The organism is Streptomyces sp. NPDC093097, from assembly GCF_044754325.1.
Classification (GTDB): Bacteria; Actinomycetota; Actinomycetes; order Streptomycetales; family Streptomycetaceae; genus Streptomyces.
The window spans coordinates 13,905-34,534 of sequence record NZ_JBIVOW010000038.1 but is presented as its reverse complement, the minus strand read 5'-3'; the positions used below and the strand labels follow the sequence as shown (position 1 = coordinate 34,534).

General features: G+C 67.9%; 15 protein-coding genes. 3 read left to right on the top strand and 12 right to left on the bottom strand.

Features of this window, described 5'->3' with window-relative positions; all coding sequences use genetic code 11:
• Positions 1–84: 84 nt before the first annotated feature.
• Genes ACIQE0_RS37000 through ACIQE0_RS36990 form a run of 3 tightly spaced genes read right to left on the bottom strand, consistent with a single transcriptional unit; the run spans position 85 to position 7,383 of the window.
• A complete protein-coding gene (locus tag ACIQE0_RS37000) occupies positions 85–2,865 on the bottom strand; it encodes an RNaseH domain-containing protein (RefSeq protein ID WP_402340294.1) in 2,781 nt (926 codons plus the stop codon).
• Positions 2,813–6,187, bottom strand: coding sequence for a hypothetical protein (locus ACIQE0_RS36995; protein WP_402340291.1), 3,375 nt, complete (start codon positions 6,185–6,187; stop codon positions 2,813–2,815). Before ACIQE0_RS36995 ends, ACIQE0_RS37000 begins: the two co-directional genes overlap by 53 nt.
• Entirely contained in the window at positions 6,184–7,383 is a 1,200-nt protein-coding gene (locus ACIQE0_RS36990) for a hypothetical protein (protein WP_402340288.1), read from the bottom strand. The genes ACIQE0_RS36995 and ACIQE0_RS36990 overlap by 4 nt, the downstream gene beginning before the upstream one ends.
• An 83-nt stretch (positions 7,384–7,466) precedes the next feature.
• On the opposite strand from ACIQE0_RS36990, the gene ACIQE0_RS36985 reads away from it, so the two are divergent.
• Both ACIQE0_RS36985 and ACIQE0_RS36980 read left to right on the top strand, forming a co-directional pair.
• Complete coding sequence (locus ACIQE0_RS36985) at positions 7,467–7,958, top strand: putative phosphothreonine lyase domain-containg protein (protein ID WP_402340285.1); 492 nt, start codon at positions 7,467–7,469, stop codon at positions 7,956–7,958.
• Between the two features lie 127 nt (positions 7,959–8,085).
• Positions 8,086–8,379, top strand: a complete 294-nt coding sequence (locus tag ACIQE0_RS36980; protein ID WP_402340282.1) for a hypothetical protein — start codon at positions 8,086–8,088, stop codon at positions 8,377–8,379.
• Positions 8,380–8,392: 13 nt separating this feature from the next.
• On the opposite strand, the gene ACIQE0_RS36975 is transcribed toward ACIQE0_RS36980, so the two are convergent.
• The 4 genes from ACIQE0_RS36975 to ACIQE0_RS36960 form a co-directional block, all read right to left on the bottom strand.
• Complete coding sequence (locus ACIQE0_RS36975; RefSeq protein ID WP_402340279.1) at positions 8,393–9,181, bottom strand: Clp protease N-terminal domain-containing protein; 789 nt, start codon at positions 9,179–9,181, stop codon at positions 8,393–8,395.
• A gap of 676 nt (positions 9,182–9,857) precedes the next feature.
• Complete coding sequence (locus ACIQE0_RS36970) at positions 9,858–10,133, bottom strand: hypothetical protein (RefSeq protein WP_402340276.1); 276 nt, start codon at positions 10,131–10,133, stop codon at positions 9,858–9,860.
• Positions 10,134–10,287: 154 nt separating this feature from the next.
• Positions 10,288–13,806 (bottom strand): DEAD/DEAH box helicase, encoded by a 3,519-nt coding sequence (locus tag ACIQE0_RS36965; RefSeq protein WP_402340273.1) that lies wholly within the window; start codon positions 13,804–13,806, stop codon positions 10,288–10,290.
• Positions 13,791–14,681, bottom strand: a complete 891-nt coding sequence (locus ACIQE0_RS36960) for a hypothetical protein (RefSeq protein ID WP_402340271.1) — start codon at positions 14,679–14,681, stop codon at positions 13,791–13,793. Before ACIQE0_RS36960 ends, ACIQE0_RS36965 begins: the two co-directional genes overlap by 16 nt.
• Positions 14,682–15,227: 546 nt before the next feature.
• Between ACIQE0_RS36960 and ACIQE0_RS36955 the strand changes: the two genes are divergently transcribed.
• On the top strand, positions 15,228–15,662 hold the full coding sequence (locus ACIQE0_RS36955; RefSeq protein WP_402340269.1) for a DUF6228 family protein: 435 nt from the start codon (positions 15,228–15,230) through the stop codon (positions 15,660–15,662).
• An 83-nt stretch (positions 15,663–15,745) separates the two neighbouring features.
• On the opposite strand, the gene ACIQE0_RS36950 is transcribed toward ACIQE0_RS36955, so the two are convergent.
• The 5 genes from ACIQE0_RS36950 to ACIQE0_RS36930 all read right to left on the bottom strand — a co-directional run bounded on the left by ACIQE0_RS36950 (position 15,746) and on the right by ACIQE0_RS36930 (position 20,385).
• Positions 15,746–16,582 carry a hypothetical protein gene (locus tag ACIQE0_RS36950; RefSeq protein ID WP_402340267.1) on the bottom strand — a complete coding sequence of 279 codons (837 nt, stop codon included), beginning with the start codon at positions 16,580–16,582 and terminating at the stop codon, positions 15,746–15,748.
• 857 nt (positions 16,583–17,439) lie between these two features.
• Positions 17,440–17,763: a replication initiation protein, RepL2 gene (locus ACIQE0_RS36945; protein WP_402340264.1), complete on the bottom strand. Its 324-nt coding sequence runs from the start codon at positions 17,761–17,763 to the stop codon at positions 17,440–17,442.
• Entirely contained in the window at positions 17,760–18,284 is a 525-nt protein-coding gene (locus tag ACIQE0_RS36940) for a MarR family transcriptional regulator (RefSeq protein WP_402340261.1), read from the bottom strand. The genes ACIQE0_RS36945 and ACIQE0_RS36940 overlap by 4 nt, the downstream gene beginning before the upstream one ends.
• A gap of 800 nt (positions 18,285–19,084) precedes the next feature.
• Entirely contained in the window at positions 19,085–19,714 is a 630-nt protein-coding gene (locus ACIQE0_RS36935; RefSeq protein WP_402340258.1) for a hypothetical protein, read from the bottom strand.
• Between the two features lie 416 nt (positions 19,715–20,130).
• Positions 20,131–20,385, bottom strand: coding sequence for a hypothetical protein (locus tag ACIQE0_RS36930; RefSeq protein ID WP_402340255.1), 255 nt, complete (start codon positions 20,383–20,385; stop codon positions 20,131–20,133).
• Positions 20,386–20,630 lie beyond the last annotated feature (245 nt).

Sequence of the window (20,630 nt, the reverse complement as noted above, 5' to 3'; positions counted from 1 at the left end):
TGACGGTGCGGTGCCGTACGTGATCTGCCACGTCGCAGCCCGCTACGGCCTTGGGGCGTGGACGTTCCCGATACACGGCGTCGCTCACCGAGCGTCTTCTTCTTCATGAAGCATGCGCCGGTAGTTGGGGTGGTCTTTGTCCATCTGGATCGCCAGGTGGATGGGGAGCGGATAGTCGGTGCGGTGGTCGTAGGAGAGAGCGTTGTCGCACAGCCGCGCTGCCGCGAGCGCGTAGCGGTACGGGTTGTCTCCGGTGGTGTGGTAGGGGATGTGGAGCTCGGTGAGAGTGTGGGCGTACCAGTCTTCGGCCTGTTCCTCGGCGTCGTCGCTGGCCCAACGGCCGTAGTGTTCACCGGCTCGTGCGTAGCGAGTGCCGCCGTTGAACTGCTGGGGCACATGAGCCAGATACCAGGTGGCGCGGGCTGTGGGATGGGCGAAGAGCCCGTTGGTGCGCTTGCCCGGTTCGAGGACTTCGAGGCCGGTCTCGGAGTCGGTGCGCAGATGCTGGAGCCGGGCGGGGCGGGGAAGTTTGCCGCTGAAGGTGCTGTCGTCGGTGACGCGCACAATGGCACGGGGCCGTTGATGCTCGGCCAGGGACAGGCCCGGAAGGGCGAGGCGTCCTTCGAGGTTTTTGATGGTGCCGTCGGGCTCGATCGGTTGGTCGAGGTGGGTGTTGGCGAGGTGTGGGTACAGGCTGCGGCAGCTGTTGCCGTTGACGTACAGCACGTAGCCGGTGGCGGGGCCTTTGTAGTGGCCGAGATTGAGTAGCGCCTGGTCGATGTCGTGGGTGAGGTGTTGGTCTTGTCGGCGCCCAGGGGGCAGCGGGCCGGAGCGGAATGCGAGGTTGGCTTCGGTGTAGGGGGTCCAGGTGTCCGGCGTGTGGGCGGAGCCGGGGATGTGGGCGAGTACGCGCCAGTAGTCGCCGTCGGGGACGAGCGCGCTCATGAGCCAGACGAGACGTGGGGGTTCGCCCGCTTTCCAGTTGCTGCGTTGCTGGCGTAGGTGGAGGCCGACGTGGACGAGGGGCTCCTTGAGGCCGTCGTCGGTGTAGGTGAGGTTGCGGGTGAGTCGGGAGGGGACGAGCCCGGCGGCGCGCAGCAGGTCGGCGACGGCGTAGTGACCGGGATGGTCGCCGGAGAGCTCTTGGCCCAGGCGTTCGAGCTCGGTTGGGTTCTTGATTTTTGCGGCCTTGCTGCGGCTGGGTGGGAAGGGGCGGTCGCGGAATTTGAGGAACTGGGGGAGGGCTCCGGAGCGGGCAAGGTAGCGGTTGGCGTAGGGCTTCGCGTCGGCCAGGTATGGGTCCTTTTCTGTGGAGTCCTTCGCGCGCGAGGCGCGGCGGCGGCGGGACCAGTCCGAGGCGTCGAATTCGGTTTCGGCCAGGGCGAGGACACGGGTCCCGGGTGGGGCGGTGAGGTGCGGAATCGCTCGGGCGGCGGCCTGTCGCCCTGCGTGGTTGTCACGGTGTTCAAGGAGCTGTGGCGCGTGGCTGAAGCTGATCTCGGTGTGGTCGTTGAGCGCAATGAGTGTGTCGTCCCGCTTTGCGTCGGCGGCGTCGGCGAGGTCGGGGCGATTGAAGTGGTAGCAGAGGAGTTTTTGTAGGCGGGGGCGCGTGGTGGGGTTGTGGTAGAGGGCGAGGATGCGCAGGCGGTTGCAGGCGGCGGCGCGGAGGATCTGGTCCAGGTCCGGGGCGTCGAGGAGGTGGGTGTCGCGTCCGAGGTGTGTCGTGCGTCGAGAGCGGGAGAGACGTTCGGTGCACTGGTGTAGGCGCAGGGGCTTGGAGTTGAAGGCCGTGCAGGCGTGGTCGCTGACGAGTGCCATGGTGTGCATGCCCGGGCCGCGGCCGATGGGGAAACGGGTGGAGTACGGCAGCACGGCGCGGAAGTCGCCCGGGGTGCCGCTCAGGTCCCGTACGACGCTGGGCAGCAGGGGGCGGGTGCCGCGTAGGCGGGCGTAGGCGTCGAGGGCGAGGCGGCTGGTGTGGGCGAAGTGGGTGTGCTCGCCTCGGCCGCCGAGGGCGAGTGTCATCAGGGGGGCGTCGGACTGGGCCGCGTAATAGACAGTGCGGGCGCCGGCAAGGCGGTCGCTGTAGCGCAACGTGCGTGGCTGGATGAGCACGTAGGGCTGCGGTGTGCCGGGCAGCGAGCCGAGGAGGACTTCCAGGTGCAGTCCGGCGTACTTGGTGTGCTCCCCCTCGGGCAGGCGAGCTGGATTGCTCGTAGGGTTCTTCTCTTTGCGGTTCTCACGGGCCTCCTTGATCTGTGTCCAGGTGGCGGGCCAGAGGTGCTTGGGCTCCCAGACGTGGACGTCCCCGCTGTCGTCGGCGCGTAGTTCGACCTGGCGGCCATCGATGCTCAGCGTGTGGCGGACGAGCAGTTGTGCGGGGTTCCAGGTGGCAGCGGGGTAGAGCCATCCGGGCGCGGTGAAGGTCTGCGTTCCGGTGTTGATGCGTTCGGCGAGGCGAATGTGCTCGGGTTTGGCGGCGGCGATCTGGTCGGCGAGGCGGCTGTCGTACCCCAGGCTGATCTTGTCTTCGGGGACTTGGAGGGCGACCTGTTCCCACAGGCAGACGGCGTCGCGGAGGTCGTCGCGGTGCAGGGGGGCGGCGGTGATGAGTCCGGTGGGGGGCTTGTCGTGCGACGGGCTGTCCATCTCGGCGCTGGTTTTGCCCAGTACACGCAGGACGCTCAACAGCGCGGTGTAGGGGAGGTTGCCGTCGCTGCCGGTGATGCCCCGGTACTCGCTGGTAGCGGCCGTCCATGCGTCTGCGGCGGGGGTCAGGTCGTACAGGTAGCCGTCGCCGAGCAGTTCCTGGTCAGCGGGGTAGGCGAGCAGGTCGAGATAGGGGCCTTGGGAAAGGTGGCTCATCGAGGGTCCTAGCCGCGAGGGTGGTCAGGGACGGTGGGTTGCCGCTGGCGAAGTTGATCCAGGCGTTGAAGGTGGAACCGTAGGTGTGGCGCAGCTGTTGTTGTTCGTCAGGTGCGAGTTCGGCGTAGTAGGTGCGCAGCAGGGAGGGGTAGTCGCTGCCGAAGCGGGCATCGTGGAAGGCGTTGTCGACGAGGTAGATCTCGACATCGGTGTCGCCGCGGCGAGCGCGGCCGGAGAGCTGGATGAGGTCGACGAGGATGCCGGCGAGGATCTCGGTCTTCAGGAAGCGGGGGTAGCGGCTGAAGTGGGGGTCGGCGGCGATGATGGCGTCGCGGCGCTGTTCGGCGGCGTGGCGCTGCGCAGCGAGCATCACGGCAGGGTCCAGGCTGGGTCCTCCTCGGGAGATGCCGGCAGCGTTGATGGAGGCGTACATCGTGGCCGGGTCGTGGATCTGTATGACGGGACGGGTGCCGACCCAGATCGAGTACAGGGCGGAGAGTTCGGTACCGGGGACGAGGATGTTCAGGCCGCGGCAGACCGGGCCGATGGGCGCGACGATGACCTTGACGTCGGGATGACGGGTGGGGAGTTCTTCGAGTTCGTCGACGGTGACCTGCACGACGCCGGGTGGCATCGTGACGGCCGGCGCCTTGCCGCTGGCAGGCAGTACCGCGGCAACCCAGTGGGGCTGGGGGGCTGTGGCGGCAATACCGGAGGCAAGAAGGAAGGCGTGCTTGGTGGAGTTGACGACGGTCAGAACGCGTTGGCGGTCGGGGTCGAGGCGGGCGATGTCACGCAGGTGGGGTTCGAGGCGCTTCTTCCACAGGCGGCCGCCGAAGGCAGGCAGGTCGCGGATCTTGGTGCTCTCCTCCAGTCCGGCCAGGCGGAAGAAGTCGTTGGTGTCGTCGTCGCGTGTGACGTGGCCGGCTTTGGCTCGCACGGCGTCGGGTCTCACGTCGCTGTAGAGGTAGGCCGGCAAGGTGTGCAGGTGAGTCTTGGCGGCCCGGGGGAAGTAGGCGGTGGCGGAGAAGGCCAGGATGCGGCGACGCTTGCCGCAGGTGCCCAGGGCGATGGTGTTGCCGAGCTGCGTCATCGTGGTGTGCGGGTCGCCGGTGAAGCTCCGCACGAACAGTCGACCGGTGGCGACGGGACGCGGGTTCTGGGTGATGGTGAAGCCGTACAGGGAGTCGCCGAGAGCGCCATGCGGGATAGGCGAGTGCTGGGCGAAGGTGCCCAACAGCTCAGCGATCGGGCGTGCTTCGGGCAAGAAGGCGTCCGCGGCGGCGGCGACGTTGCGCAGCATGGTGAGGGCGTCGGTCAGGCAGCTGAGCCAGGAGCGCACCAGCAGCGCGTTGACCAGTTGGAGGAGCGCAACGTCGTGGTGCCCGTTCTTCTGTAGCACGGTGGTGAGCTCATCCTTGATGGCGGGCAGTCGGTTGCGCCCTTGGTCGGCACTGACCGCCTCCTCCAGGAGTGCGCGGATGGCTCGGGCTTGAGGCAGTTCGGTACGCGCAGGCCCGCGCCGTGGGCGGCGCTGTGCCTGACGGTTCCGGTTCTGGAACGGGGTGGGCCACAGGTCCGCCAGCCCTGCCAGGTCTGCATAGCGGATCTTGTCGTTTTCCTTCTTGTGCAGCAGGGCTGCGACGATACGGCGGTCCCATTTGCCGGGCAGGTGCAAGCCCGAGGAGGGCCGGTCATGGTCGGTATCGTCGAGCTCGAGCCACAGTTCGCCCTCCAGGACGTAGTCGAGGAAAGATTCGGCGAAGTGCCGGGCCAAGCGCAGCGGATCGGCGATGCGGCGAGTCACCGAAGGGGGGACGGGGCGTCGGCGGTGCGCTCGGTCGAGCTGGACCAGCGGGCTGTCGGTGGTGCCGGGGCCGTGGGAGGCGAGTTCGAGCTGCTTGATGTTGGCCTCGCACAACTTCGCCTGCAGGTCGTCGACTTCGTCGATCAGGATGAGGGGGCATCGTCCCAGCAGGAGTTTGAGCAGGCTCTCGCGGCTGGTGGGCTGCCCGTCGAGCAACAGGGGCAGCCGGGCGCTGCCCAGCAGCAGGTTGTGGTGGTTGGTGACGATGATGTCGGCGTGGGCGGCGTCGTGGAGCAGTGCGAAGCGTGGGCAGTGGTTGATGCGTGGGCAGGCCCTGGGCCCGGTCTCCGTCAGCTCGGCGTCGTCTGTGTCGTCCTCGTGGACGTGGCGCAGGCGCAGGCAGGGTTCCTCGCCCGGTGCGGGGGCGGGGCCGTGAGTGATCCATGCTTTGAGGTCGCAAGGGTGGGCAAGCTGGTCGAAGCGGTCCCACCGGTCGCGGGCGACGGCGCGCCCCGCCTGCTCGGCCATACGGTTCGGTGTGATCAGCGGGGTGATGCGCAGATCACGGGCATGCCGGGCGGGGAGTGCGGCGGCGTCGAGGAGATCGTCGTCCAGGTCGTGCTGGGCGATCGCGCGGAGCTTGTCGGTAGTCTTGAAGACGTCGCCCAGCTGGGGGACGACAACCAGTACGGGGCCCAGCCGCTGGCGCGCGGCCAGGATGGCGATCTCGAGCATGGCGACGGACTTGCCGACCCCGGTGGGCGCGTTGACGATCTGCAGGCGTCCGGCGGGCAGCTCCAGGCGGTCGATCGCGTGGCCGTGGTGGTCGCGTAGACGATCGAAGAACTGCCCGAGCAGCTGCGGCTTCCACTCCACTTTCGCATCCCGCTGCTCGTGCGCGCGGGCTTGGGCGAGGACGGCATCGACCTGCACATGCGCGTCGCCGCAGCGAGGTGCGGTGCTCCACGCCAAGGGTTTGAGTTTCCGGTCGTCGGTGGGGTGGGCATGGGGTGGCACGCGCACGGTCGTGATCTCGCGGGTGCCGAACTGCCACAGCCCCTCCCCGGCCTGCACCGGCAGTTCCTTGCGGGCGGCGATCAATCGGGCGGCCTGGTGCAGGTGCCGGTCGGCCAGGGTGAGCGGGTCGTCGGTGTGGAGGGCCACCAGGTACCGACGACGCTGGGACCCCTCGTGTTCGGGTCTGGTGTACAGGCCCCGATGGCAGGCCGCGTAGTACTGAGCGGCGCTGGTGAAGTCGGTCTCCCGGGCCAGATCATCACCGCGCACCTGCCAGAAGCGGCCGAGGCGTTCGCGTTCATCTGCGCTCAGCTGCTCCCAGCCGGCCATGAGATCGCCCAGGCGTCCGGTGGCCAGCACCCCTGCTTGGTCAAGCGGCACGCACCGATGGCCAAGCGGGTCGGTGTAACCGAAGTAGTGCTCGGTCAGCGCGAGGGCTGCCGCGATCACCTCCTCCTGCTCGTCCCGTTCGTCCGGGTCCACACGCCTCCAGCTCACGCTCGTCCCCGGGCTGAGTCGGCGACGTGATCGAGGAACCGGGTGACCGTGAAGGGCCGGTAATGGGAGGCGGGCAGACGGGCTTTGAGCGTGGGCAGTTGGGATTCCTGCTGGTCGGGGACGACCACGCTGATCGGCTTGTCGGGGAGTGGTTTGCTGACGAGGGCGCGGGCCAGGGCGGCAGCGTCCATCCAGTCTTTGACGTCGATGTAGAAGACCCGCTCGCCATGTGGGGTCGGCACGGTCAGCCGCATGTCGTAGGCGTCAGGGTAGGGGTCAGCCGGCCACATCTCGCAGCGGGCTTCGGGCACCTCCTTGTGCGCGCGGTCGCGAAGTTCCTTCTCGGCCAGGCCCGCGACGGTGGTGAAGTACCACGCGCCTTCCTGGAAGGCGAGGTGATCGCTGCTAGCCGGCCGGCCCACCACCGGCCGGGTCGGCCATTCCTGCTTCGAGGACGGCCTTCCGGTAAGGCGCAGCCGGGGCGGTGCGGCGCCTTCGGTGCGGGAGAGATCGAGGGTGTAGCGCACGCCGCGCCAGGCGTGCGCGGTGCATCGCGCACGGGCGCGATGGTCCTCCACCTCCACCAGCATCGGCCACTGGCACAGCGGGCAGGCAAACCACCAGCCGGCCACCTGGGCCCAGGGCCACTCGGAGATCGGCTCGAAGAAGTCCACCTTCCCCCACAGATCGCCCCAGGCCCGCCGCAGAGCCCGCGCTTCCCCGGCTGGATGGGTGATGCAGAGCATGCGGGCACGCCCGTACAGCTCGGGAGGAAGCTGCTGCAGCGCCTCGTGTAGGCGGCCCTGCTGCTGCTCGGCTCGCATGCGTGCCCACGGCCAGGGCACCTCAAGGGCCCGCAGCGGCACCAGGTGTTCGCGGCACAGCCGGTGCACCTTCTCGCTCAACTGGCCTTGCCTGTCCAGCAGATGAAGATTGGACACCTCCCCGGGCAGCTCGCTTCGGGCGGGCAACAAGCTGCCGAGCGGGCCTTGCAGCCCACGCCGGAAGACGGCCATGTCCAGGCCCTGGGCGCTGTGCGCCGGGTGCGCGGCGCGCAGCAGCCCCAGACAGTCCATGGCGATCTGGGCTACCCGCTGCGGCGCCAGGGTGGCGTCGGTGAGGGCGGCCGCGGCCAGGCAGCACGCGGTGATTGCCTCGTCCAGACGCGCGACGGTGGGGCTGTCAGCCGACGACATGCGCATACCGTACAAACAGGAAAATGCCGGTATGCCCATAAATTGACTGTTGAGTTGGTGTTACCCCCGTATGGAGGCTACGCGTGGATACGCCCCCGACCGGCCTCTCCCCCGCCACCACCACCGATACGCCCTGGCTGTGGGCCTTCGCACCCACAGCCGATGAACCGCCGAGCTGGGGAAAGTGGCTGTGGTTCCTGCCGGTGGCCACCCTGGATACCGGATGGCGCTTGATTCACGACGCCGTCCGCGCAAGCCAGCTCGGCCCCGTCGCCAAGGCTGGCACCCTGATCAACGGCGCCCGCGGCGACGACACCCGCCGCGTCATCTGCATCTACACCGCCGACCTGCACGAACCCACGGCCAACGAGGCTGAAGCCGAGCGTGTCCTGCTCGCCCTGCGCTACCTCGGGGTGCCGCACCGGCTCGCCTACAAGACCAACGAGAGCACCCATGCCGGCATCTACGGGGACGGCGCTGCCACCTATGTCTCCCCCACCGACACCGTCAAGATGATCGACCGGGCCGCGCCACGGTCCGCGGCCCGCCATAGAGAAGCACTGCGCCGCCGATAGCCACCACGCCCCTGCCGCGCAGTCTCAGCCCGACCAACGCCGACGGAGCGCCACCCCACTGCGGCCCACACCGGCACATCCCAAAGAGGAGCCTGCCACGTGCACACGCGTCGGACAGGATCCGCCAGTGGCAACGCTGGTGCGGGCCTCGGCCGACCTGTCCTGGCTCAAAGACACCCTCCTGCCCACGATCCAGCACATGGGCAACTCGTGGAGAAATATCTCGGCTGAAGAGAGGGCACTCGTGCTCGACATCCCCACCCCGGAAGCCCTGGCGACCTGGCGACCTTGGGAGGCACAGGAGTGGCTAGACATGCTCGGAAACCAGGAAGACTTCACGGACGAGGAGTATCGACAAGTCGCGGACGTGGTGGCCTCAGTGCTCCTGGACGACGATGCCCTACGCCTCTTCCGGGAGTGATGGTCCCGGCCGTTCAGCGACCGAAACCGTCCTGAAGATACACCTCCGTGTTCTCCGCCAGGTCGCGCGGTGCGTCCCCGCGCAGGATCCCCACTGACCGTGGAAACGGTGGCTCAGGCGGTTCCTCACACGCCACCTCCGTGCACCGGCACGGCGGCCTTGCCTCCAGTTCGGCAAGACGCCGCTCCAGAGCATCGAGCCGCTCCAGAATCCCCGGCTTGCCCACCGATGCCTCGCGGATGCGTTCCATCGCACGCTCAAGAGATGCCGACTCACCAGTCGGAGGAGCCTGGAGCGGATCCGGGCGCGCCGCAGCACGTCGGCACAGGTCCCGATACATGCGCTCGAACCGCTGAAGGTCCAAACCCAGCCTGGTGCACGCCCGGGCCAGCACCTGACCAGGTGCATTCGGCACAGCCTGAGCACTCGTTCCCTGCTCTGCAAGACGGACGAGGAAAGCGGCGCTCTCCGCCCTGATCACGACGGTGGTGAGCAGCAGGTCCTCATCGATTTCGCGCCGGGACGGCCAGAGGTCGTCTTCCACCTGGGCCCATTCGACCGCCTGGTCAGCGGGTTCCGGCGCGGTGCCGGTACGGATGGCGGCGACAGCCGCGCGGGCCTCCCCGTAGGTGAGATGGAAAGCGGCCAAGGCCCGGCCAGGCACTCCATCGGGATCCTTCACCGCAGCCAGGAACAGGTGCTCCAACCCGCAGGCATTCCCACCAAGCGCCGCGGCCTCGTGCTGGGCCGCGGCCAGCAGATGCTGCGCCGCCTCGGTCAGGCGAAAGTCCTCGCTGAACACCGTGCCATCCTCCTGCTCCAAGCCATCTGAACATGCTACGTGGCCGACCGGAGCCCGGCCTCACGCGAGACACTGCCCACGGGTGCGGGGATCCATCGGCCGGGCACGATGCGCCGGTACCGTCGCCTGGCAACGGACGGCGCCCGGGTCACCGGTGCTCGTCCTCCTCATCCCAGCTGTAGAGGGCGGCGCGCTGGCCGTCATTGCCGAGGTTCTCCGCGGCCTCGGCAGGGTCGGCGTACTGGATCCGCTAACGACTCAGGCCCCCTGTGCGGTGCTCATCGTCGTCCCGAGGGACGCAGCCGGCGAAGTCGACGGCCTTCAGCCGAGCCACGACGGCCAGCTTCTCCCCCGGCGCAGCCCGGCAGTCCGGACAAGTCCGGGTGCCTGCCTTCTATCTGACGGCAGGCGGCACAGCTCGACTCATGCTTCCTCATCTCCTCATGCCTTCGTCATCTCCACGGTCAGGACTCCGGGCTGACGGAGCCGGCGGCGTCGCCACCGGTACGGAGCGCGGGGGCCATCGCTTGCCGGAGCTGAACTCCGCTGCCGGCGCGTGCTTCCCCGGGCGGTTCTCTCCGGGCGCAGCGTCCACGGCACGGAAAGGTGTTAGGCAGCGACTCGTTGGTGGCCAATCGCTGGACGATGCAGCTCGCAGTTCACGCTCTCTGACCGGCTAAGTCGACTGGCTGGGAGAGGGAAATAGGCTCTTGACCAGGTGCACGGGGGCGCGGGTATTGTCGGCCATTCCGCCCAATAGTGCGGTCACTGCGGCGCCTTGGATGGCCGGAAGCCAGCGGGCTAGGAGATCCATGACGTCTGGCACGTCGTCGGCGTAAACCGTCTCGTATCCAGTGATTTCGTTGTCGATGTCGATCAGGAATCGATCACCGGCGAGGGCGGAGAGTGGGACGCGCAGCGCTCCGTCGCCGCGCTCCAGGAGATCGGCCACGCCGTCGACGAGAAGCGCGCCCGGCAGATCCTGCGCGACCTAGTCTCGGACGGCATCCTCCAGCGCCTACCGATCGAGCTGTCTACCGCCCTGCTGACGACCCGGAGGTCACCGGGAGGCCGAAACCGCCCGGCGCCGACCAGCCCTTGGTGCCCTACAGGCTAGCCATGGCCAAGGTGGTGACCAGCTGCCCGGCCTCAAGGCGGTGTGTGAGGTCGAGACCGCTGTCGATCATGGTGAGGACGGCGTGATGCCGGGCAGCGGGGATGGCGGCGATCTGGTTTCCGTCGCGGTTGACCCTGATGGTCGCCGGCTTCTTGCCTGGGTGGGTCAGGGTGACCGGCCCGTCTCCGGTGCCCGGGCCTCCCTGCGCAAGAGGGATGGTCACGGGGCGGCCTCGCAGCAGTTCGTTGAGCGGGTTGGTCGGCTTGCTCACGTAGTCGAGGAGGTCCTCGACCTCGTACGTGTTGGCCTTGTACGCGGTGATCCAGCCGTCGATCTGCTGATCGGCGAGCCATGTGCGGAGCGCGCCGGAACTGATGCGGGCATCTGCCGCGGCGCGACCGATCTGGTGGGCCAGACGGCGGGAGGTGATGCCGGAGGTGAGCAGGGTGATCGCCTGCTCGGTATCGACGCCGTGCCGGATGTGCCAGGCCGTGTGTGCGAACAGGCGGGGCGTGGTGGGGGTCAGCAGGGGGTGGGTATTGACGAGGTTGACCAAGGCGCCGGCTGTCCAGCTGATCGCGTGCTCGAAGGCCTTGCTGATGCTGTGCACGGCCTGCTCCAGCGGCCTGGGATCGGAGGGCGCGCTGTCGGGCATCCAGGTGCGGGCCAGTTCCGGGATGGAGGTGCCGGAGATCCAGTCCCGGATCGCGCCGCTGATCGGCACTTCGGCAGCGAAGCCCCCGTTTTTGAGTGTCCCGGTGAATTTCCAGCACCCGAAGGTCTCGGGCATCATCAGAAGGCTCTCAAAGACGTCTTGCTCGGATAGGAAGCTCAGGGTCTGCTCCAGCGGCCATTCGGGCGGCCCGAAGAAGACGCTGATCTCGTCCAGGGTCTCTGCGGGGACCGCTTGGGCGACCAGCTGCTCCGCGAGGCGCTGGGCGATGCTGTCGAGGAAGCGCGCGGATCCGATGCTGGTGCCGGTGCTGGCCCAGCGACGTGCGGAGCCGGGGTCGGTGGTGTCGTAGACCATGGCGACCTTCTCCGCGAGCGCCATCCAGCGGGCCGGGACCGACTCGTCGTCGGCCTGTTCCATCGCGAGCAGCGATCGCACAGGGTCCAGCCGGTCGCCGGGCGCGTGGAGGGTCTCGGCATGGGTCTGCAGGACGAGCCACACGAACGCCGCGAAGTCGGCCGCGACAGTCCCCAACACGCCGAACAGGGCGTCAAGGGAGTGCTGCAACTCCCACTCAGCACGTGCAAGGGCCCGCAGCGCTTCCTCACTGAGCAGTTCGGAAGTGACGGTGAGCTGCTCGGAGTCGGGGGTGAGTGTCTCGAACTCCGCCGGCCGGGGCGGGTAGGGGCGAGTGAGGATGACCCACCCCTCGCTCTCACGCCCCGCGCGGCCGGCCCGGCCGATGGCGTTCAACAGCTCCGCAGGACTGAGGCTGCGCTGATTCTCGCGCGTGTGATCACCCTCGACCGTGTGGCTGATGATGACAGTGCGTACCGGAAGGTTGACGCCGTCGGTGAGGGTGGTGGTGCTGGCGATGGCCAGCAGGTCCCCGTCGCGAAGCCCTTGTTCGACGGCGTGGAGGACGTCGTCGGGAAGGTCACCGTGGTGGAAGGCGACGCCGTGGCGGGTGCAGTCGACCAGGGGGTGCTGCTCGCCGAGGGTCTCGGCCAGGAACTCGGTGAGCGCCGCCGCCTCGGGACGGACATCCAACCGCTTAGTCATGGCGTGCGCGGCGTTCCTGGCGATGACTTTGCTGGCGACGACCATCAGGAGGCTGCCGGCACGGGTCAGAGCAGCGGCGCCGGCGGCGAACACCTCGTAGTCCGGGATGCCGCCGGTGAGCTTGGTGTCCTTGTTCCACTGCCAGGCGTTGGGGGAGGCGTACGCCCTGGTGCCGACGCCGGGGATGGTCAGACCGAAGGTGCCGCTGGTGGCGGTCGGCCGGACGTCGAGCCGGGAGGCCACAGGCACAGTGGCCCGGGTGGTGGAGGAGTGGTTCTTGCTCGGCTTGCGCGGGGTGCGCTCGGCCTGCCCCTTGAGCAGCTGCGGGTACATGAGGCCGTGCAGCCGCCGGGGGCCGCGCCAGTCGTCGGTGAAATAGACCTCCTCTGCTGGCCGCGTCGGGTCTAGCCACGAGGCCAGGGCAGCCCGGTTGCCGACAGCGGCGGACAGCAGCACCAGCCGGATGTCGGGGCGGGTTCGCAGGAGGGCGAGCAGGCTCTCCAGCACGAAGCCGCGCCGTCCTTGCGTGAGGTGGTGGGCCTCATCGACGACGATGAGGCTGACGTCGTCCAGCGCTCCGCCTGGGTTGTTGCGGATCATGTGCATAAGCCGTTCCGGGGTCACAACGTCCACGTCCCCGACGAGGGACCCGCTGCCGTCGGCGAGCGGGAAGTCCGGCTGCTCGGCGACCAGCCTGCGTTCCATCAGCCGCAGCCGACCACGCAGCGCGGCCCGCATCTCTCGGCCGAGGCTGCGCATCGGCGACACATAGACCACGCGGCCGGGCTTCTGTGCCAGGTGGGAGCAGATGACCAGCTGGGCCATCAGGGTCTTGCCTGCGCTGGTGGGCACGCTGATCAGGCTCCGGCCGGTGCCGGGGGCGACCGGGTTGCCCCGCTCCAGGTTCAGCAACTGGCGCTGCGGGCGCCACAGGGTCATCACCGGCGGGTGGGACACCGTGAAGGTCCGGGCAACCGCATCCGGCGTCCCCTCCGGAAGCAGCGTGTACAGGCTGCTGGCGGCCATCTCGCCGCTCAGACCGAGAAGGTGGGCCGCGACCCACCGGGCGGTCGGGTCACCGCGGCCGGCGCGCCCGTCCAGCACGCTGCCGAGTAGGTCCTGTGCGTCGTGTAGACGGTCCAGGTCGCCGAACGAGAGGAACAGGCGGAGGAGGTGGACCGCTTCGACGACGGCTTCGGCGGGTCCGTACATCGTGCCCGCCAGCGGTTCGTCGTTCATCAGCGTGCGCAGTTCCGCGAACTGGCGGCGCCAGGCGGACAGGGCCCGGTTCAGGTCGGGCCGGTCGAATGCCAGGAACACGACGCCGGTCTCCAGGGCCAGGGTGTCGAGGTGCGCCGGGAGAGAGGAGGTGAAGTTCACCAGGTTCTTGACCTGGCGGTAGACGGCGGTGGCGTTGGGCTCTTGCTCGCACCTGCGGTACCCGGCCTGGGCGGCGAATGCGATCCTCAGCCGCTCGGCGGGGGAATGTCGCCCGTCGGCCAGGGCCAGGTCCATCACGTGCGCGCTGACCGCGAGGGCCTGCCGGGTCCGCATCGGGTCGAACCCGGGTGTCTCGGGCTCGACCGCGGCCAATCCGTGCAGGAGCCACGCCGTCGCCAACACGTCGTCCGGAATCTCCTGATCCCTGCCGAAGGCGGCGATCTCCAGTTGGGTGATGGCAGCCAGCAGTTCCTGCGCCGAGGGCAGGACCCCGCCGGGGCGGTGTTCGCCGAGGGCGGTCGCGAGTACAGCCGGATCTAGAGTGCGGTCCACACGTACTTCCTCACCTCATGGGCGAAACCCTCGAGATCGTCGATCGCCACCACCAGGCCCCGCAGCGCGCCGGGGTGCTTGTGGGTGGTGAAGTGCTCGTGCGCGAGGTGGAAGGCCTTCGTCGGGATCGCCGTGGTGTTCAGCGCGACGCTGACGCCGCCGCCGGCCGACTCCTCCTCATCGACCCACTGGTCGGCCAGACTGCCCACGAACTCCCGGGTGTCGTCAGCAAGCAGTTTGTCGCCCCAGGAGAGCATTCCCAGGTAGGTCGCTCCCTTGGTGCTGAGCTGCGTCCAGCCCTTGCGGATCGCCCCACCCGGCTCGTTCATCTCCCCGGTGTACTTCTTCATCTCCCACAGACGGAAGGAGAATCCCTGGGCCATTCCGCTTTCCCGGTAGACGACGAGTCCGTCGCCACCTCCATCGTTGACGGCGGCCTTCGGCGGTCCGAGGATCTCCACGGCACGCGCTGGGTCCTCGGGCAGGTCGCGGGTCAGGAGGTACCAGAGCCACTCGCCCACGTACCCGGCCAGCCCGTGGTTGCCCTGCTTCATCGCGGCTGCCGCTTCGAAGACGGGCTCCGCGAATGCCTTCACCAGGACGTGATCCTTCCCGGTCAGCTTCGCCCCGTTCAAGGTGGCCTCGCGCCACTTCCCGTAGGTCCGTGGGCGCCCGCCGGTCCGTTCCCGCATGATCTCGTCGGCGATGATCCACCCGGCGGCCGCCCGGTCCTCAGGGCTGCCGCTGAGGGTCACGACGAGCTCCCAGCGGCACGTCTGGTCGACTCCACGGGGCTCACGTCGTACCAGGTCGGCCAGCCGCCCACCGACGGCCGTCGCTCGGGCCAGCGCCTGTGCGGGCGAAACATCCGCCACCCGAACCCCCTGCTCGTCCCAGACCACCCGCGCCGTACCGGTTGGGTGCAGGGGGCCGAGGCGGCCCTCGGCAAGGTCACCCTATCGAGCGGCCCGCGCCAGTCCTGGAAGAGGCCAAGGCACCTCAGCGCACTGGAAATTCGGGGCGAACCAGTCGGGCGCGGCCCGCAGAAACGCACCGGCGTCCGACCAGGCCGGCGGAACGTGGACCTCGCGCAAGGGGTCGATGAGGACAGGGAACCGCTCCTCTCGGCGGGCCTGGGCGAGACGGGAGGACAGGCGCCGGTACGCCGGCGCGGTGTGCGGAATGTAGATACGCCTGCCGGAGGGTGCAGCCGCCGACCCGGTCGTAAGCTGCTGACGATGTCGGCGGCACGATCCACGATGCTCGGCCACTGGGTAGGTCAGAACGAAGAGCACTTGTCGGTGGGAGCCGGGAACAGCTGGTTGCTGCTGGGCCTCCGAATGTTGATGAGAAATTAGCAGCGGTCCCGGGCCACAGAAACGCGATGCCGTCAACGTGTTGACGTCCGTATCCTTCGGCGGGTGAGTCTGATCGAAGTGGGTCCCGGGCAGGTCGAGCTCGTCGTGCGGGGGCCGGGGACGCTGACGACCTCTGTCCGGTTGTTCGACTGGTCGCGTGCGGATGAGTACGAGACCGTCTTCGCGGTGGAGGCCGTTGCTGATGGTGTGCGTGCACGGCTCGAGAACGTGACCGCCACCGTCTGGGATGACATGAGCGAGTTCTTCGACGGCCTCGCGCGAGACTTCCGTGGCTGGGAGGGGGAGCGGGTCTGGACCAACAACCACCTGGTCGTGACGGCGACCTTCGGCTCGGGTGGTCATGTGTATTTGGACTGGACGCTTCGGTCCGGCTTCTTTCCCGGTGACTGGAATTGCACGGTGACGACCGTGATCGAAGCCGGTGAAGGGATGACGGCTGTAGCTGCGGACCTGCGGGAATTTCTGCGCCAGGGGTAGGTCGCCCACGTCTCCCTGCAGGCACTCCCGCGTCCGGTTCAGCCGACAGCCTGCTGTTCAGCTCGGGCGCGAAAGATCAGCCGTCAGCTCGATACGACTTGTGAGGCTTCTGAGAGGGCTTTTCTGATCAGGCCGGCAATGTGGCCGGGGTGGGCGCAGGCGTCCGAGGTGTCCAGTTCGGTCCAGGTGTGCAGGATGCCCTGCTCGTCGACGTCAGCAAGCCGTACGAGGTTCCAGGTGGAGTCTCCCCGCTGGAACTCCCATGGTGAGCCAAGGATGTCTTGCAGCGTGATGCGGCAGCCGCATCCGAAGCCTGAGTTGTAGTTTTCCGTGAGCTCTACTTCGTCTTGGACGTGGTACTCCGTATTCAGCGTTGCTTCGTCGCCGAGAAGGCCGGCCACCGTCGTGATCGTCTCGTGAGCGTCTGCGGGCCGCACGCCCAAGTACGTTGTCTGGGCAAGGATGCGTACTACGTCTTCGGCGTGGTGCGTGGCGCCCAGTGCTTGCTGGCCGGCGGATCCCACCATCGCTTCGGCATCGCTGAGGTTCAGGTCGTCGTGGCCGCCGTCGTATTCCGGCATCACGAGATCCCGTCGCGCGTCCATGACGTGCAGATACTCGGCCAGATTCTCCAAGGCAGCTCCGACCGCCTCGATCTGAGCGAACAGCGCCGAGGCAACGATAGCGGCTTGCTGCGGAGTGTAGAGCGCCCACTCTTGACTGAGTCCCTCAGCGGTTCCCTCCGCTGCCTCAGCCGCCGCAACCGCAAGGGCGATCACCTCCTCAGGATCACTTGGCGGCCCATAGTCGGTCACCAGATGGACCCCACCGCAAACGTCATTGACCAGCCGCCGGTTGCCTTGAGCGTCAACTTCAGCAGTCCGTCGCCACAGATCGAGCCACTCCTGCGGTTCTTCCATCTCTCCTCCGCGAGGTTTCAGATCAGCACAAAGCGCGCTGGGCGGACAATCACCCGTGATGCACTGATACACACCGAGAGCAACGTGCGGAATAGTTGGAATGTGTCGATCCGTCACGCGTCCAGCCCACCCCCTCCCCCGTGTTCGGGCATTGGCAGACAAGGCGGGGTGGGTCGGAGGCAGGTGCGCCGGAAGTTGGCGTCGCGCTCCTGCTCTTGCGCTCACGACGCATCTCCACCGCGGAGGTGGGTTCGCTGCACGACTGAGCCGGAACGGCCGGCTCGTCCTGGAAGGTCGTCCCGGGCGCAGCGTGGCGTGCTGTCTACTCGGTGGGCGCAGTGGGGGCCTTGTGCGGGATAGTGAGGATAACGGTGCGGCAGGAGCGGATCCCCAGCAGGTAGGGCGTGATGTCGGTCGTCCTGAAGCGGGCGCCGAGCCGCCCCCGCGGGCCCCGCCCTTGGTCGGATGACCGCACCTTCCCGGGCGCCGGCCGGCGAATGGACGTGCTAGCCGCTCAGATTCTTCAGCAGGGCTGAGCCGAACACCCTCAGCTGCCAGCCCAGCCGGGTCGCCGTACCGTCTGACGAGGCCCTGCAACTCTCTAGCAGGACCGCCACGGCCTCTCGGCTGGTTGGCCACCCCGCTACGGCATCGGCCACGTCGCGGACCGAAGTAGCCAACTCGGCCACGTCGCGATCGTTGCCCGTCCTCACCACGTCCGCTCGTGCGCCCGCGGCGGAGAGGTCAACGGAACGATGGGGCGCGGAGGCGAGCCTCGTCCAGATCGACGTCTACGACCAGGCCCCCGCAGACCCGCTGCGCCGGCGGCGCAGCGAACGGGCCGCGGCTGCGCGAGGTTAGCTGCCGACGACGCGTAGGTGTCCGCTGCTGCGTCCTCGTGCGGTTTCGATGTGCGGAGCGAGGCGGTAGAGCTTGATGCGGCCGACGCTGCCGGCTTCCTCCAGCCAGCCGAGTTCGACGAGTTCTTTGCGGGTGCGGGAGAACACGGGCGGTGTCATGCCCAGGGTCTCGGCGAGTTCGGTCGCTCGGGTGATGACGGCGCCTTCGGAGTTCTGCTCGGATGCTGCGTAGAGCAGGACGACGATGCGCTGGTTCGGGCTCAGCACCCGACCTGTGACTTTGAGGAGGTCCAGAACGTCATGCCTGTCATGGATCTTCACGAGTCGTCACCCTTCCGATTCGGCGCTTCAGGTGTCGCTTTTGAGGCGTCGGTCTTCTTTGTCCTGCGGCGGGGCTTGGGCTCTCGCACGTTCAGCTCGGGCGGGTTCCAGTCCTTGACGGCTTCGCGGTGGTCGAAGCCGGTGCCGATGAAGGCGAGGTAGGGAGTGCACCGGTAGAAGGTGGTCCGGCCGATACCACCGTCAGCCAGCAGCAGTCGTGCCTTGTGCAGTGTCTTCACGGTACGGCCCAGGGCGTCGGGGCTCATGCCGAGTTCCTTGGCGATGTCCGCCCCCGTCATCATCACCGGCCCCTGGCTCTCCTCGGTGGCGAACCAATACCACACCAGGACACGGAACTCCCGGTCAGTCAGCCCTGAGGCAGCGGAGGCAAGCTCGCGTCCACGGCGGATGCCGACGTTGATGTGAGGACCGTCGAAGGCATAGCCGGCCCGAGGAACCTCCTCGATCACTCCGGTGTCGCGGTCAACGAACGCCAGGAGCTTGCGTGCTGCCTGTCCCATGAGGGCCTTTCAGCTGCGTTGTACAGGTCGGTAAGTGACCCGGCTCCAGGAGCGTTTCACTTACCAAACTGAACATTAGCGCATAGCTAAGCGATACTCGCGCAGCGGCGTGTCGCTGCGCGAGAAGATAATGAGCACATAGCTAAGTGACGCGATGCTGGAAGCGGATTGACTCGACTGCAGGATCGGGTTGATACGACTCCAGAATCTGGATGACCCGATGCCTGAATCGGCATAGGCGACTACACGATCGGCATACCCGATCCCCGAAACGGGAAGGACCCGACGTTTTCGCAGGTCAAAGGCTCGCGGAGGGTTCGACTTCTTTATGCATCATTAGCTGCACCCTGCACCCCGTGCCCCAACTCCCCCTAGGGCAGCAGTCACAGGTGAAGGCCGTCACAACCTGAGATCGAGGATCCATCAGGAGGAACTGACGTGTGGGTGAATCCACGATCCCGCACCAGCCAGCTCGGTCCGCTCCCTCACCTCGTCCCGCTTCCGAACCCACTCTGTTCGGATTCGAGGTCCTTCATCATCCAGGGCCCGACATCGCCAGCCACAGAATGTCAGCCCCCATCACCAGCAGCTCGGCATCCTGCGTGCGGAGGTACGGAAGCCGTCCGGCCGGCCGAAACCACAGCCGGACACGAGCCACCCGTCCGGCCAGGCGACCCCCCACTGACCGCCACCATGTCCCCCTGTCCCCTCCAGTTGGTTTCCTGCAAGAGCGCTGGAACGCAGACCCTGAGGAGGCACCCTGGAAGCCACGTTTCTCAGTCGCTCCCCACCTTCGCCCGTCACAACACGGTGCCACGTAGAGCGCGGCGGTCGCCGGACAGGGAGTAACAGCGAGCGGCGAGGCCATGTTCAAAGGGTTCGCCGATGGCGTCGCGCAGCGGGGCGAGGGTCTGGGCAGCGGTGGTGTCGGAGACGTAGGCCGGAGCGACTTCAAGCATGAGCTCCCCGATCGCGTAGTTGACGGCGACGAGTTTGTCGACCACGGCACGCAGCTCGGCGAGCACGGGGTCCGCCGGCGGGTCGAGCGGCGGCGGGGGCGGGGCGGCACCGATATCTCGGACCGCTTGACGGACGACGGCACGGAGCGTCGGCTCGTCGAGGGACTGGGGACCGCTGTGGGCGAGTGGGGCGAGGTGCCGGGTGATCAGCTCCGCGACGTCGTCCGTCCGGCCGGAGATCGCGATCAGTGCGCGCTGGGACAGGCCATAGTCGAGCGCGGCCGCGGGGACGGGGCCGGTGTCTCGCGTGCGAGACAGCTCCTGGATCGAGACGGCGTCGTGGAGTGCGGCGAGGGTCCGGGCGACCTCCAGCAGGCAGTACGCCCGCGCGCGGCTGATGTCGAACTCTGCGTGGCAGTACGACGCCCACGAGGCATAGCCGAGGGGCCCCAGACCGTCACACTCGGTCACCAATACATGGATGAGGAGAGTCCGATGCCCAAGAAGACAGGCGCAGAGAAGCCGCACGGCTATGACCCCGAGAGCAACACCGTCCAGGTCGGAAGGTGGGACGGCCCTGATCTGCGGATGCGCTGTACCACGACGGGGTCCGTGTACGTGTGGCCAGACGGCGGCCCTTACGACGGCCCTGACAACTACGTGGAGCGTTCCGGGTTATGGCTCCCATGCCACCTCCGATGTCGACGAGCAGCGCTGGCCGACGTCGCTGTGCGGCTTCAGCTGGGCGGAGGAGGAAGGACGGAGCGTGAGCGGGTCGCCGGACTGCCTCGAATGTCGGCGCGAGGTCCAGCTTGGTGCCGTACGCCCTTGTGGCAACTGGTGACCTGCCCGTCAGAGTTCAGGAACTTCCCGTGATCTCGGCGGTGTTATGGATCTGCCTGAGGGACGTCGAGCTGGGGACGCAGGGCGCGAAGGGCGTCCCGGAGTCGGCGGCCGTCGTCGGTGTCCGGGATCTTGATGCGCCCAGCGTTCGTCGACGCCAGCTTCGCGAGGGCCTCCGCCGGGTCATGGTCACGCGAGTGCGCAATGTGCAGGCGGTAGAGCGCCTGGGAAAGCCCGGTGACCGGGTCCGGGGCGCCCTTGAGATAGCAGTCCTGGCAGATCAGGAAGGAGCCGAGCACCGCCCGTCGCCCCGCTTCACGGCGCCGGCGACGAGGTAGGCCGCTCGTCGGTGGCGCACATCCTGCAGAGCCGGGGAACCTCACGCGTAGTCATAACGCGCTCAACGGTCGGCACACCTATCCGTGATGAGTCCGAGGCGCCTGGCCCATCGCGGGCTCGGCGCCGCGGCGCCGAACTGCGGCCGAACGATGGTCGTCTGCGGATGAGGCAACGACGCCGGGCGTACCGGCGCCTCGCCGACCGT

Coding starts and splice junctions, on each gene's coding strand:
- ACIQE0_RS37000 (WP_402340294.1), bottom strand. CDS start 2,865: ATGAGCCACCTTTCCCAAGGCCCCTATCTCGACCTGCTCGCCTACCCC.
- ACIQE0_RS36990 (WP_402340288.1), bottom strand. CDS start 7,383: ATGTCGTCGGCTGACAGCCCCACCGTCGCGCGTCTGGACGAGGCAATC.
- ACIQE0_RS36950 (WP_402340267.1), bottom strand. CDS start 16,582: ATGGAAGAACCGCAGGAGTGGCTCGATCTGTGGCGACGGACTGCTGAA.
- ACIQE0_RS36940 (WP_402340261.1), bottom strand. CDS start 18,284: ATGGGACAGGCAGCACGCAAGCTCCTGGCGTTCGTTGACCGCGACACC.